Raw genomic sequence first — 13086 nt, 5'->3', positions numbered from 1 at the left:
GTGCTGACTCTCTGGGCAATCTAACCTACCGATGAGTAGCTTATGCGTCGAGCCGTCAGTCCGCAGGAGTGTCGAATGTCCGACCGGTACCTACAGTTCACCTCGTCCCCGCTGGGACGGCAGATCAGCAAGCGCCTCGGTCTCCCGCAGCCGACCCCGCTGCGGCGCCACCGCCCGGGCGACCCGGTCGTCTCCGGCCCGGTGCTCACCGGCGCCGCCGCCGGCTCGCGCCTCGGCGCCTCGGTGGCCGCCACCCTCAAGGACGTCCACGCCCAGGTCCACGACGTGCGCACCGACGGCGCCCGCTACGCCGGGCTGGTCTTCGACGCCAGCGGCGTGCACTCCAGCACCGACCTGCGGCAGGTCTACGAGTTCTTCGCCTCGACGATCCGGCAGGTCGACCGGTGCGGCCGGGTGGTCGTGCTCGCCGCACCGCCCGAGGAGGCCGCCGACCCGCGCGAGCAGGTCGCCCGCCGGGCGCTGGAGGGTTTCACCCGCAGCGTCGGCAAGGAGCTCAAGCGCGGGGCGACCGTGCAGCTCGTCTACGTCTCCGAAGGCGCCGAAGGGGCACTCGACTCGACGCTGCGCTTCCTGCTCTCGGCGAAGTCCGCCTACGTGTCCGGGCAGGTCGTGCGGATCGGGCCGGCCGAGGTCCCCGAGGTCGACCAGGCGCAGCCGCTGCGCGACAAGGTCGCGCTGGTCACCGGCGCGTCCCGGGGCATCGGCGAGGCGATCGCCGAGACCCTGGCTCGCGACGGCGCGCACGTGGTCTGCCTCGACGTCCCCGCCCAGGGCGGTGACCTGACCCGGGTCGCAAACAGCATCGGCGGCTCGACGCTCCAGCTCGACATCACCGCCCAGGACGCGCCGCAGCGCATCCTCGAGCACTTCACCGAACGACACGGCGGCATCGACGTCGTCGTGCACAACGCGGGCATCACCCGGGACAAGACGCTGGGCCGGATGACCGAGCAGCAGTGGGACGCGGTGATCGCGGTCAACCTCACCTCGCAGGAGCGCATCAACGAAGCGCTGCTCGCGGAGGGCTCGCCGCTGCGGCCGGGCGGGCGGATCATCGGGGTCGCCTCGATCAGCGGCATCGCGGGCAACGTCGGCCAGACCAACTACGCCACGTCCAAGGCGGGCGTGATCGGTCTGGTCCAGGGCACCGCCCCGGTCGCCGCCGCCCGCGGGGCCACCGTCAACGCGGTCGCGCCCGGGTTCATCGAGACCAAGATGACCGCCGCGGTGCCGTTGTTCGTGCGCGAGGCGGGCAGGCGGATGAACAGCATGTCGCAGGGCGGCCTGCCGGTGGACGTCGCCGAGACGATCGCCTGGTTCGCCGGCCCCGCCTCCGCCGGGGTCAACGGCAACGTGGTCCGGGTCTGCGGCCAGAGCCTGCTGGGAGCCTGACATGCCGGAGCTGACCAGCGCACCGAACCTTTCTTCCCTGTACCTCAGGGCGGTCGCCTCCGGCCCGGCGCGGCGGGGCTCCAGCCTGCCCGACACCGAGTACGTCCGGCACGGCATCACCGTCGACCGCGAGCACCTCGCCGACTACAACCGGGTGTGCGGTTTCGGGCTGCGCGACGAGCTGCCGCTGACCTACCCGCACGTGCTGTCCTTCGGCATGGCGGTGCGGCTGATGACCGACCAGGGCTTCCCGTTCCCGCTGGTCGGGCTGGTGCACGTGGCCAACACGATCCAGCAGGATCGGCCGCTGCTGGTGACCGACGAGCTGAGCCAGCAGGTGCGGGTGCGGAACCTGCGCCCGCACCCGAAGGGCAGGCAGTTCGACGTCATCACCGAGACCAGCACCGGCGGCGAGGTGGTCTGGCGGGAGGTCAGCACCTACCTGCGCAGGGGAAAGCAGGAAGACGGCGCCGAGGCCGCGCGTACGGAGCGGGCGGGCATCGAGGCGGGCGAGGCCACCGCGCGGTGGCGGCTGCCCGGCGACCTCGGCCGCCGCTACGCCGCGGTGTCGGGCGACCGCAACCCGATCCACATGCACCCGCTGACCGCGAAGGCGTTCGGCTTCCCGCGCGCCATCGCCCACGGCATGTGGTCGAAGGCCCGCTGCGTGGCCGCCTTCGAGGGCAGGCTGCCCGAGGCGTGCGGTGTGGAGGTCGAGTTCCGCAAGCCGGTGCTGCTGCCCTCGTCGGTGGAGTTCACCGAGCGCGGCCAGGAGTTCGCCTTGCACTCCGGGTCGGGCAAGCCGCACCTGTTCGGCACGATCACCCGCTGAGCGCGGGGTGCCGGTTCCATCCGGAGCCGGCACCCGGGTCACTCCGGTTTCCAGTCGCGGCCCTCGACCAGGTCGCCGAAGCCCATCCAGACCATGTTCATCAGGCGCATCGCCATGCCGTCGGCGGTGTGGTCGGGATTGTCCAGCCACCAGTCGACCAGCGACTCGCCCGCGCCGACCAGCGCAGCGGCGAACGGCTGCATCTGCTCGGGCTGCATCTGCTGCTCGGCCGACTCGGTCGCCCGGGCCAGCAGCATCGCGATGACGTCGCGGGTGCGGCTGCGCCACTGCGCGAGCTCGATGGAGAACGGTTCGCCCTGGGCGTTGGCCTGCCGGTGCAGCACCGCCCAGCTCGACCGGTACTGCTGGGTGTACTCGAAGAACGACCGCAGCCCGCGCCAGAGCTGCTGGTCGGGCCGCAGGCCGGTGTCGACCGCGCCGCGGATGGCGTCGAGCAGCCTGGCCGCCTCCCGCTGGATGCAGGCGACGAACAGCTCCTCCTTCGACCCCAGGTAGGCGTAGATCATCGGCTTGGAGATGCCCGCGACCTCGGAGATCTCGTCCATCGACGCCTGGTGGAAGCCGTGCGCGGCGAAGACGTCCACCGCCGCGTCCAGGATCTGCCGTTCCCGCACCGAGCGCGGCAGCCGCTTGGTGCGGGGGCGGGGGCGATCCGAGTGCTCCACGTCGGCCTTCATCTCACCTCTCACCACGGCGGCCTGCCGGCCGCGCCTCACCCAGGGTGCTTCCCCCAAGGCTAGAACAGCCGCGATCAAGCCGGGGCCGCGTCCGTTGAACCTGCTCGTTCGCAAGTTCACCGGGAGTGGGTCGGACGGAGGCCGCCCGATGCCGTCCGGCCCGAGGGCGCGCCCGGTGGCATCGCGTCCGTTCCGCCGTGGGGGCACGACGCCGTGCGGTGGGCTCCCTTCCCTCATTCGGCCGCGTTGCGGAAGGCAGGAGTGGCGCTCGCCACGGTGCGGAATTGCACAAAGCCCGAGCGGGTTTGACCGAGAACAGGCAGGATTTCGTGGGCGCCATGCCCGCGCGGGTGGGCAGAAGCACTATCTGACTCACCCGAACAGGTGAAAATGGGCGGCTGACGCGACACTTGCTCGGTCAGCGCGCGTCCCAACGGCGCGATCGGCCACGCGTGGAGCCGAACGCGCCGGGTGGGCCCATCGGGGAGGGACCACACCAAGCGCGACCGGGACCGGCGAGGGCTCGCGAGCCCCGGCCGGGACCGGGCACGGCTTCGAGAGCGAAACGGGAGGGCGAAGCGGTGAACACCACCCACGACCCGAAGACTCCGATCTTCGGAGAACTGAACAAGGAACTCGGCGAGCTGCCCGAGATCGACGTGCACGACTTCGACATGCACGCGTTCGACTTCATCCGCGAGGCGGAGGCCGAGAGCGCCAAGCGCCACGAGCAGGCGAAGGTCGCCGACTCCGAGAGCGCGACCGCGTCCGCGGGCAAGAAGGGCGGCAGGCGCCGCAAGCAGGACTGATCGCGTCCCGCCCCCGGGCGGGACGAACGGGCTTCACCGGTTCGCACCGGTCTGTCGGTGATCGGTGCGAACCTGGTGCCCGTGGTCAGCTGGAAGCAGTTCTCCGCCGAGGAGCCGCGGATCGCGGCGGACGTGCGGCGGCGGTTCGGGGCGAGCAGGCGCCACGTGCTCGCGACCCTGCGGCGGGACGGCTCGCCGCGACTCAGCGCCATCGAGGTCCACTGGCGCGACGACGTGCTGGAGCTGTGGTCGATGCCCGGCTCGCACAAGGCGCTCGACCTGCGGCGCGACCCGCGCATGTCGGTGCACGCACAGCCCGGTGAGGCGGGTCTGGGCGATCCCGACGTCAAGCTCTCCGGCAGGGCTTTCGAGGTCACCGCCCCCTCCGAGCGCCGTGCCTGGATCGAGCGCGCGAAACCCGCCGGTGACGACTCGCACCTGTTCCGCGTGGAGATCACCGAGGTCGTGACCACCGGTGTGGACGAGGCCGCGGGGCAGTTGCTGATCAAGCTGTGGCGGCCTGCGCGGGGCGTGGTGGTCTTCCGGCGCCATTGATCGCGGGGGCGTGCGCACCATCCCGATTGCGCCGTCCGGCCGCTCCCGCTGTTGCTTGTCGTCGGAAAGCATGACGTTGTTCGTCAGAAGATCACGAGCAACGGAGACCAGCATGCGCCGACTCCTGGTCGTGGCCGCCACCGCGGTGCTGGCCGGGGCGCCCGCCCTGCCCGCCGCCGCAGCGGCCCCCGAGGCACCCGCCCAGGTGCGGGTCGCGGCCGCGAAGTCCCTCGACGTCGACTACCAGGTGCAGGAGACCGGCTACTGGTGCGGTCCCGCCGCCACCCGCATCGCGCTGTCCGCCCGCACCGGCGACCTGCCCAGCCAGGAGACCCTCGCCGCCGAGCTCGGCACCACCGAGAACGGCACCGACCACATCTCGCAGGTGACCGGCGTGCTCAACAACCGGCTCTCGGGAACCGGCAGCGAGTACTCCACCGTCGAGATGCCCGACGACCCGCCGACGCAGGAGCAGAAGGACAAGCTCTGGAGCGACATCGTCGCCGACATCGACTCCGGGCACGCGATCGTGGCCAACATCGTCGCGCCGCCCGGCAACCAGCCGCCCGGCTACCCGCCCGGGCAGACGATCTACCACTACTTCACGGTCATCGGCTACGACAGCGAGAACATGACCGTGCACATCGCCGACCCGGCGTCGTTCTCCGGCAACCAGCTCTACTGGCTCAGCTTCGACCAGCTCTCGACGCTGATCCCGCCGAAGGGCTACAGCGCCTGACAAGCGAGAAGGGCCCCTCGTCCACAGCGGGGGTTCTAGCGGTCCTCGCAACACCTGCGACCTGTGGGAGTTGCGAGGACCGTGGCATGTGAGGGTGACAGTGCCGAGCTGAAGCAACGTTTCCTGGACCGGCTTGATGCGGTTGGGAGCGTCACTGTGGCGGCCCGTGAGCTGGGCCTGAACCGGAACACGGCCTTTGGTTGGGCCCGGCAGGCTGGGCGGCGGTCGATTCGGGCGTCGCGTCGACACCCACGGCGCGAGGAGTACGAGCGGTTGCGTTCCGAGGGTGTGGCCCGACGTCGGGCGGCCGAGCGGGTGGGCATCAACGAGCGCACGGCGAAGGACTGGGACTACGGGGTCCGCAAGAGCCGGAACGCGCGGACCTACCCGAACGGGGTTCGTGTCGATTACGCGGCGGGGACCAGCACGATTGTCGACGTGAACTCCCCAGCGCCCAAGCTGTCCGCACTGGACAAGCAGTTGCATCCTCGGCTGCTGACCTTGGTGGAGCGGGAGCGGATCCGGGACCTGCGGGCCGAGGGCCACTCACTGCGGGCGATCGGGAAGGCGTTGGGGCGGTCGGCCAGCACGATCTTGCGGGAGATCCGCGCGAACTCCACCCACGGCGCCTACCGGCCGTATGCGGCTCACCGAGCGGCGGCCGCCCGTCGACCGCGCCCGAAGCAACGCAAGCTGATCGCGCAGGGACCGTTACGCCAGTTCGTGGCCGACGGGCTGCGCGAGCGCTGGTCACCGGAGCAGATCTGCCACGCTCTAGGCAAGGAGCATCCCGGCGACCAGAGGATGCGAGTGAGCGTGGAGACGATCTACCAGGCGCTGTACTTCCAGGCCCGCGGTGGTCTCAAACGCGAAGTACAGGCCGCGATCCGCACCGGCCGGACCCGCCGCAAGCCACGCCGCAACCCGAACCAGCGCACCGCGCGGTTCATCGACCCGATGGTGATGATCAGCGACCGCCCCGCCGAGGCCGCCGACCGGGCCGTGCCCGGCCACTGGGAGGGAGACTTGATCATTGGCGCTGGCAGCCAGTCCGCGATCGGCACCCTGGTGGAACGCACCACGCGGTACACGATGCTGGTCCACCTACCGAACGGGCATGACGCCGAAACGGTCCGGGACGGACTCGTAGCGACTATCACAACGCTGCCGACTCACCTTCGTGGCTCGCTGACCTGGGACCAGGGAGCCGAGATGGCCCGCCACAAGCAGTTCACCATGGCCACCGACATGCCGGTCTACTTCTGCGACCCGGCCAGTCCCTGGCAGCGCGGCAGCAACGAAAACACCAACGGACTGCTGCGCCAGTACTTCCCCAAGGGCACCGACCTCAGCGTTTACGGACCCGAGGACCTTGAACACGTCGCCCAACAGCTCAACGGGCGACCACGCAAAACGCTCGGCTGGGACTCCCCAGCCGAGCGCCTCGCTATGCTCCTGACCAAAGCCAGTTGACCATCTGTGTTGCGACGACCCCTTGAATCCGCCCACCGGAACGAGGGGCCCTTCTCGCGTGCGTCAGTAGGTGATCGCCATGCTCGGGTCCGACAGCAGCGCCCCGACGTCGGCGAGGAACTGCGAGCCCTGCTGGCCGTCGACCACCCGGTGGTCGAAGCTCAGCGCGAGCTGGCAGACCTTGCGCGGCACGACCTGGCCGTCGACCACCCACGGCATGTCCCGGACCGCGCCGAACGCCAGGATCGCCGACTCGCCGGGGTTGAGGATCGGGGTCCCGGTGTCGACGCCGAACACGCCGACGTTGGTGATCGTGATCGTCCCGCCGACCATGTCGGCCGGGGGCGTCCTGCCCTCGCGGGCGGTCGCGGTCAGCGACTCCAGCGCCTCGGCCAGCTCCCGCAGCGACATGCCGTCGGCGTCCCGGATCTTCGGCACCACCAGGCCGCGCGGTGTCGCCGCCGCGATGCCCAGGTGCACGTAGTCCTTGTAGACGATCTCGCCCGCGGCCTCGTCCCACGTCGCGTTCACGTCCGGCGTGCGCCGCGCGGCCAGGCACAGCGCCTTGGCCGCGAACGCCAGCGGCGTGACCTTGACCCCGCGGAACTCGGGGTGGGACTTCAGCCGCTCGCGCAGCTCCATCATCGGCGTGACGTCGACGGTGAGGAACTCGGTGACGTGCGGTGCGGTGAAGGCGCTGCTGACCATCGCCTGCGCGGTGGCCTTGCGGACCCCCTTGATCGGCACGCGCCGCTCGCGGGCGCCCGGTGCCGCCGCCGGGGCGGCGGCCGGAGCCGCGGCGGAACGCACGTCTTCGCGAGTGATCACGCCGCCCTCACCGGAGCCGGCGACCCCGTGCAGGTCCACCCCGAGGTCCTTGGCGAGCTTGCGCACCGGCGGCTTGGCCAGCGGCACGTATCCGCCGTTGCGCGCGGGCGCCGACGGCTGCGCGGGCACCTGGACCTCGGCCGCGACGGCGGCGGGAGGCTCGGCCGCGACCGGCGGCTCGACGGGTGCCGCGGAAGCGGGGGGCGCGGCGGAAGCGGCGGGTGCGGCCTGGGCCGAGCCCTTGCGCGGGCGGCGCTTCGCCGAGCTGGTCCGCGGGCCGTAGCCGACCAGCGTGGCGATCCGCCCGTTGGACTCCTCGCCGATCTTGCCCTCGCTCTCGGCGGGGGCGGCCTCCTGCGGTGCCGCCGCGCCGGACGGGTCCAGGTCGATCGTGATGATCGGGGTGCCGACCTCCACCGTCTGACCGGTGTCGGCGAGCAGCTCGCTGACCTGGCCCGCGAACGGGCACGGCAGCTCCACGGACGCCTTGGCCGTCTCGATCTCGACGATGATCTGGTTCACCGAGACCGCGTCGCCCGGCTTGACCTTCCAGTCCAGGATCTCGGCCTCGGTCAGCCCCTCGCCGACGTCGGGCAGCGGGAAGTGCTTGAGCTGTGGCATCGATGACTCCCTCAGAAGGCCAGCGAGCGGTCGACGGCGTCGAGTACCCGGTCGAGGTCGGGCAGGAAGCCCTCCTCCAGTTTGCTCGGCGGGTACGGGGTGTCGAAGCCGGTCGTCCGCAGCACCGGCGCCTCCAGGGAGTAGAAGCACTCCTGCTGCACCCGGGTCGCGATCTCCGAGGTGATCGAAGCCTCCGGCGGAGCCTCGCTGACCACCACCAGCCTGCCGGTGCGCCGCACCGACTCGTAGACCGGACCGAGGTCCAGCGGCGACAGCGTGCGCAGGTCGACGACCTCCAGGTCGTGGCCGTCCTCCTCGGCGGCCTTGGCCGCGTCCAGGCAGGTGCGCACCATCGGCCCGTAGGTGGCCAGCGTCAGCGACGACCCCGGGCGCAGCACCCGCGACGAGAACAGCGGTGCGGGCTCGGCGGTCGGGTCCAGCTCGGCCTTCTCGTAGTAGCGGCGCTTCGGCTCGAAGAAGAGCACCGGGTCGTCGCACTCGATGGCCTGCTGGAGCATCCAGTAGGCGTCCACGGCGTTGGAGCAGGAGACCACCTTCAGCCCGCCGATGTGGGCGAACAGCGACTCCGGGGACTCCGAGTGGTGCTCGACGGCACCGATGCCGCCGCCGAAGGGCACCCGCACGACCACCGGCATCTTCAGCTTGCCCTGGGTGCGGAAGTGCAGCTTGGCGAGCTGGGAGACGATCTGGTCGAAGCCGGGGAAGATGAACCCGTCGAACTGGATCTCGCACACCGGCCGGTAGCCGCGGATGGCCAGGCCGATCGCGGTGCCGATGATGCCGGACTCGGCCAGCGGCGTGTCCAGCACGCGGTGCTCGCCGAAGTCCTTCTGCAGGCCGTCGGTGACGCGGAAGACGCCGCCGAGCTTGCCCACGTCCTCACCCATCACCAGGACCTTGGGGTCGCGTTCCATCGCCGCCCGCAGCCCGAGGTTGAGGCCCTTGGCGATGGTGACCATCTGGGTGGCGACCGGGGCCGTGGGACGTTCCAGTGCAGGTGCGGCCATCAGTGCACACCTCCCGCGAGCGAGTCGTCGGCGAAGCTGTCGAGGTAGCGCAGGTACTCCCGCTCCTGTTCGGCCAGCTGCGGGGTCTGCTCGGCGTAGACCTGGGAGAACATCCGCTGAGGCGGCGGGTCGGCCAGGTTGAAGCAGTAGTCGCGGAAGCGGGCGGCCAGCTCGTCGGACTCGGCCTCCACCGAGTCGAAGAAGTCCTGGCCGGCGATCTGCTCGCGCACCAGGTGCACCCGCAGTCGCTCGATCGGGTCCTTGAGCTTCCACGCCTCCAGCTCGTCGGCCAGCCGGTAGCGGGTGGCGTCGTCGGAGGTGGTGTGCGCGTCCATCCGGTAGGTGAACGCCTCCACCAGCACCGGGCCGTTGCCGTGGCGGCACTCGTCCAGCGCCCACTTCGACACGGCCAGGCTGGCCAGCACGTCGTTGCCGTCCACCCGGATGCCGGGGAAGCCGTAGCCGGAGGCGCGCTGGTACAGCGGCACCCGGCTCTGGCGCTCGGTCGGCTCGGAGATCGCCCACTGGTTGTTCTGGCAGAAGAACACCAGCGGCGCGTCGTAGACCGCGGCCCAGACCATCGCCTCGTGCACGTCGCCCTGGCTGGTGGCGCCGTCGCCGAAGAAGACCATCGTGGCCTCGCCGTCGTCGTCGCCGACGCGGCCCTCGAAGCGCTGGCCCATCGCGTAGCCGGCCGCGTTGAGGCACTGGTTGCCGATGACGATGGTGTAGAGGTGGAAGCCGGTGGCCTTCGGGTCCCAGCTGCCGTGGTCGGTGCCCCGGAAGATGCCCAGCACCTCGGTCGGGTCCAGGCCGCGGCACCAGGCGACGCCGTGCTCGCGGTAGCTGGGGAATGCCATGTCCTGCGGCTTGAGCGCGCGGCCCGCGCCGATCTGGGCGGCTTCCTGGCCGAGCAGCGGCACCCAGATGCCGAGCTGGCCCTGCCGCTGGAGCGCGTTGCCCTCCCGGTCGGTGCGCCGCACCAGCACCATGTCCCGGTAGAGGTCGCGCAGCTGCGCGTCGGTGACGTCGATGTCGAAGTCCGGGTGCGAGACCCGCTCGCCCTCTGGGGTGAGGAGCTGAACCAGGTCAGCTCCGCCTTCGCTTGTCGCCCGCAAACCGGCGATCACCTGCTCCCGTGTGGGTTTGGCTGCGGTTGCGGCAGGTGGGCCGGTGTCGGTGGCTTCGCCGGAGTGGCCTTCTCGCGTCCATCGTTCCGGGGACATGTGGATCTCCTCGTCTCGCGCCGGCCGGTCGCTCGTGACGACCGCCGGCAAGCTCCGGCCGCGCCCCGCGGTGGACGTGGGTGGTCGCCCGCGGAACCCGGCCAAGCGTTGGATCGCTCCCCGCCATCCTGGCACGAAAACCGCCGAACCAGTGAGCCCTGCCACAGCGGTCGGCGGCCGGCGCGCACGCCCGCCACCAACCTGCCTACTGCACCGTAAAGCGCCGCGGATCCGGCTGAATTCCCAGGTCATCAAAGCAATGGAGGTCCGACTAACGCGGTTGGGACCATCGCGGTCCCGATACTGTGTGCCCCTGTTCGCACGATCGCCACTCGAGGGCGCGGCCGAGGTTGCACACTTGGGTGCATGAGCGAGCCGACCTTGAACCTTCCGGAGCAGTTCGTGCTGCTGCTCTACAAGTCCAACGGCAGCTACCGCAGCACCGCCGACCACACCGGCGCCGCCGAGCTGGGTGAGCTGGTGCTGCGCGGCCGCGTCGAGTTCGAGGGCAAGAAGGTGCGGGTGCTCGACGGCTCGCCCACCGGGGTCGGCTGGGTCGACGACGCCGCGTCGTGGCTGGTGGCGAAGTCAGGAGCGAAGCAGAAGCCGGTCGACGGGGCGCGCTTCATCATGAGCCGCAAGTCCGCGCGCAAGACGCACTGCGCGGCGCTGGTCCAGCGCGGCGTGTTCCGCGAAGAGAAGAGGACCTTCCTCGGCTTCCGCGCCGACCGCCACTACCCCGATCAGGCGATGCAGCAGGCGCTGCTCGCGGAGCTGCACCAGGTGGCCTCCCAGCAGCGCGACCCCGACGACCGGCTCGCGCTGCTCGCGTCCCTGGTCCACGCCACGGGCCTGGCGTACTCGCTCGGCTTCGACCGCCCCGAGCGCAAGCGGCTGAAGGAGATCAGCAAGGGCGAGAACCTCGGCAAGGCGGTCCAGGCAGTGATCGCCTCCACCGCGGCCGTGATCGGCGCGGTCGCGGCCACTTCCGCCGGCAACGGCGGCGGCGGAGACGGCGGCGGAGGCGGCGGAGCCTGACGCGTGGCCGGGCTCGCCCTGGCCGCCCAGCTCGCCCTCGCAAGCCACTCCTGCACCGGTGGCCTGTTCCCCACCGTGCGCCACTTCCCCGAACCGAACGCGCGGGCTGCCGTGCTGGCGGACCTGTGCCACCTGTTGCAAGGCCTGGCACCGCCGGAGCGGCGAACGGTGGCGCCGGCCGGGCTCCTGCACGGCAGCGGGATCGGCAGGCACGTGGTCCCGCACCGCGCCGACCGCGTGGCGATGCGCCACTACGGCATGCTCGACACGCTGGGGCGGGCCATCGCCTGGATCCTCGCCGTGCGGACCGCCCACCGGTCGAGCGCACGCCGCTCATAGCTCGGCCCGCGTGTCGGCTTCCCGTCGCGGGCGGCCGGGAGGGTCCGGAGCGGCATATCATCGCGCCCGTGGATCACGCAGCAGTGAAGCGAACCGTTGAGGACACCTGGGACACCTCGGTCGTGCCGAGCCTGTCCGACCTGGTCAGGGTGCCCGCGCTGTCGCCCGCCTTCGACGCGGGGTGGGAAGCCTCCGGGCACCTCGACGCCGCCGTCGCGCACGTGCGGGAGTGGATCGCCGCGCGCGGCATCCCGGGCGCGCGGCTCGACGTGGTGCGGCTGCCGGGACGGACTCCGCTGCTGCTGGTCGACATCCCCGCCACCGGCGGCGGCAGCGGCGACGAGACCGCGCTGCTGTACGGCCACCTCGACAAGCAGCCGCCGGTCGGCGGCTGGTCGCAGGGCCTGGGGCCGTGGAAGCCGGTGGTGCGCGACGGCCGCCTCTACGGCCGCGGCTCCGCCGACGACGGCTACGCCGGGTACGCCGCCATCACGGCGATCGAGGCGGTCCGGGCGCACGGCGGCGCGCACACGCGCTGCGTCGTGCTGCTGGAGACCGGCGAGGAGTCCGGCAGCCCCGACCTGCCCGCCTACCTGGAGCACCTCTCCGACCGGCTCGGCCGGGTGTCGCTGGTGGTGTGCCTGGACTCCGGTGGCGGCGACTACGAGCGGCTGTGGCTGACCACGTCGCTCCGCGGCATGGCGGGCATGGACGTCCGGGTCCAGGTGCTCGACCAGGGGCAGCACTCCGGGATCGTCAGCGGCATCGTGCCCAGCAGCTTCCGCGTCCTGCGCCTGCTTCTCGACCGCCTGGAGGACCCGGCGACCGGCGAGGTCCTGGTGCCCGAGCTCAACGCCGAGATCCCGCCGAACCGGGTCGCCGAGACCAAGGCGGCCGTCGAGGCCGTGCCGGGCATGGTGCGCGGCAGCGTGCTGCTGTCGGAGGGCGTCCGGCCGGTGACCGACGACGAGGTCGAGCTGGCCCTCAACGGCACGTGGCGCCCGACGCTGTCGGTGATCGGCGCCGACGGACTGCCGCTGCCGGCCGACGCGGGCAACGTGCTGCGCCCGTTCACGACGCTGTCGCTGAGCTTCCGGCTGCCTCCGACCGTCGACGCCGACGCGGCGCTGCGCGCGGTCGAGCAGCGGCTCACGACCGACGTGCCCTACGGCGCCCGCGTCACCATCGAGCACAGCGAGGCCGGGCCGGGCTGGAACGCCCCGGACACCGCGCCGTGGCTGCGCGCGGCCCTCGACGACGCGAGCGCGGACGTCTTCGGCAGCGGATGGCGCACGATGGGCCTGGGCGGTTCGATCCCGTTCATGGGCCTGCTGCACAGCGTGTACCCGGACGCGCAGTTCGTCGTCACCGGCGCGCTCGGGCCGGACAGCAACGCGCACGTGCCCGACGAGTCGCTGAACCTCGGCTTCGCCGCGAAGGTGACCACCGCGGTCTCCTACGTCCTGGACGCCCACGCCCGGCGCTGA

At 71.5% G+C, this 13086-nt stretch carries 13 protein-coding genes; 9 read left to right on the top strand and 4 right to left on the bottom strand.

Annotation, left to right across the window (positions count from 1 at the left end):
- The first annotated feature begins 75 nt into the window (after positions 1-75).
- A complete protein-coding gene (locus tag SACE_RS35255) occupies positions 76-1413 on the top strand; it encodes a 3-oxoacyl-ACP reductase (protein ID WP_009951470.1) in 1338 nt (445 codons plus the stop codon).
- Between the two features lies 1 nt (position 1414).
- The gene (locus tag SACE_RS35250; protein WP_009951471.1) at positions 1415-2245 is read left to right on the top strand and encodes a MaoC/PaaZ C-terminal domain-containing protein; all 831 of its coding nucleotides are present in this window, start codon (positions 1415-1417) and stop codon (positions 2243-2245) included.
- Between the two features lie 38 nt (positions 2246-2283).
- On the opposite strand, the gene SACE_RS35245 is transcribed toward SACE_RS35250, so the two are convergent.
- The gene (locus tag SACE_RS35245; RefSeq protein ID WP_009951472.1) at positions 2284-2943 is read right to left on the bottom strand and encodes a TetR/AcrR family transcriptional regulator; all 660 of its coding nucleotides are present in this window, start codon (positions 2941-2943) and stop codon (positions 2284-2286) included.
- A 581-nt stretch (positions 2944-3524) separates the two neighbouring features.
- Between SACE_RS35245 and SACE_RS35240 the strand changes: the two genes are divergently transcribed.
- The 4 genes from SACE_RS35240 to SACE_RS35225 all read left to right on the top strand — a co-directional run bounded on the left by SACE_RS35240 (position 3525) and on the right by SACE_RS35225 (position 6519).
- The gene (locus SACE_RS35240; protein WP_009951474.1) at positions 3525-3752 is read left to right on the top strand and encodes a hypothetical protein; all 228 of its coding nucleotides are present in this window, start codon (positions 3525-3527) and stop codon (positions 3750-3752) included.
- A gap of 57 nt (positions 3753-3809) precedes the next feature.
- The gene (locus SACE_RS35235; RefSeq protein WP_009951476.1) at positions 3810-4307 is read left to right on the top strand and encodes a pyridoxamine 5'-phosphate oxidase family protein; all 498 of its coding nucleotides are present in this window, start codon (positions 3810-3812) and stop codon (positions 4305-4307) included.
- A 112-nt stretch (positions 4308-4419) separates the two neighbouring features.
- Positions 4420-5046, top strand: a complete 627-nt coding sequence (locus tag SACE_RS35230; RefSeq protein WP_009951477.1) for a C39 family peptidase — start codon at positions 4420-4422, stop codon at positions 5044-5046.
- A 288-nt stretch (positions 5047-5334) separates the two neighbouring features.
- Positions 5335-6519 (top strand): IS30 family transposase, encoded by a 1185-nt coding sequence (locus tag SACE_RS35225; RefSeq protein ID WP_143538272.1) that lies wholly within the window; start codon positions 5335-5337, stop codon positions 6517-6519.
- A gap of 63 nt (positions 6520-6582) precedes the next feature.
- Here SACE_RS35225 and SACE_RS35220 read toward each other — a convergent pair whose 3' ends face one another.
- The 3 genes from SACE_RS35220 to pdhA are packed head-to-tail and all read right to left on the bottom strand — an operon-like array spanning position 6583 to position 10222.
- Positions 6583-7968, bottom strand: a complete 1386-nt coding sequence (locus tag SACE_RS35220; protein ID WP_009944424.1) for a dihydrolipoamide acetyltransferase family protein — start codon at positions 7966-7968, stop codon at positions 6583-6585.
- Positions 7969-7979: 11 nt separating this feature from the next.
- Positions 7980-8996: an alpha-ketoacid dehydrogenase subunit beta gene (locus SACE_RS35215; protein WP_009944425.1), complete on the bottom strand. Its 1017-nt coding sequence runs from the start codon at positions 8994-8996 to the stop codon at positions 7980-7982.
- A complete protein-coding gene (pdhA, locus tag SACE_RS35210; RefSeq protein ID WP_081468262.1) occupies positions 8996-10222 on the bottom strand; it encodes a pyruvate dehydrogenase (acetyl-transferring) E1 component subunit alpha in 1227 nt (408 codons plus the stop codon). Before pdhA ends, SACE_RS35215 begins: the two co-directional genes overlap by 1 nt.
- A 366-nt stretch (positions 10223-10588) precedes the next feature.
- Between pdhA and SACE_RS35205 the strand changes: the two genes are divergently transcribed.
- From SACE_RS35205 to SACE_RS35195, 3 genes are read left to right on the top strand one after another with little or no spacing between them, the layout of a single operon-like run.
- A complete protein-coding gene (locus SACE_RS35205; protein ID WP_009944427.1) occupies positions 10589-11260 on the top strand; it encodes a GOLPH3/VPS74 family protein in 672 nt (223 codons plus the stop codon).
- Positions 11261-11263: 3 nt separating this feature from the next.
- Positions 11264-11599 carry a GOLPH3/VPS74 family protein gene (locus tag SACE_RS35200; protein ID WP_009944428.1) on the top strand — a complete coding sequence of 112 codons (336 nt, stop codon included), beginning with the start codon at positions 11264-11266 and terminating at the stop codon, positions 11597-11599.
- 59 nt (positions 11600-11658) lie between these two features.
- The gene (locus SACE_RS35195) at positions 11659-13086 is read left to right on the top strand and encodes a M20/M25/M40 family metallo-hydrolase (protein WP_037303381.1); all 1428 of its coding nucleotides are present in this window, start codon (positions 11659-11661) and stop codon (positions 13084-13086) included.

This window comes from Saccharopolyspora erythraea NRRL 2338, from assembly GCF_000062885.1.
Taxonomy (GTDB): domain Bacteria; phylum Actinomycetota; class Actinomycetes; order Mycobacteriales; family Pseudonocardiaceae; genus Saccharopolyspora_D; species Saccharopolyspora_D erythraea.
The sequence above is the reverse complement of the archived record's forward strand: the minus strand, read 5'-3'. Positions and strand labels throughout refer to the sequence as shown.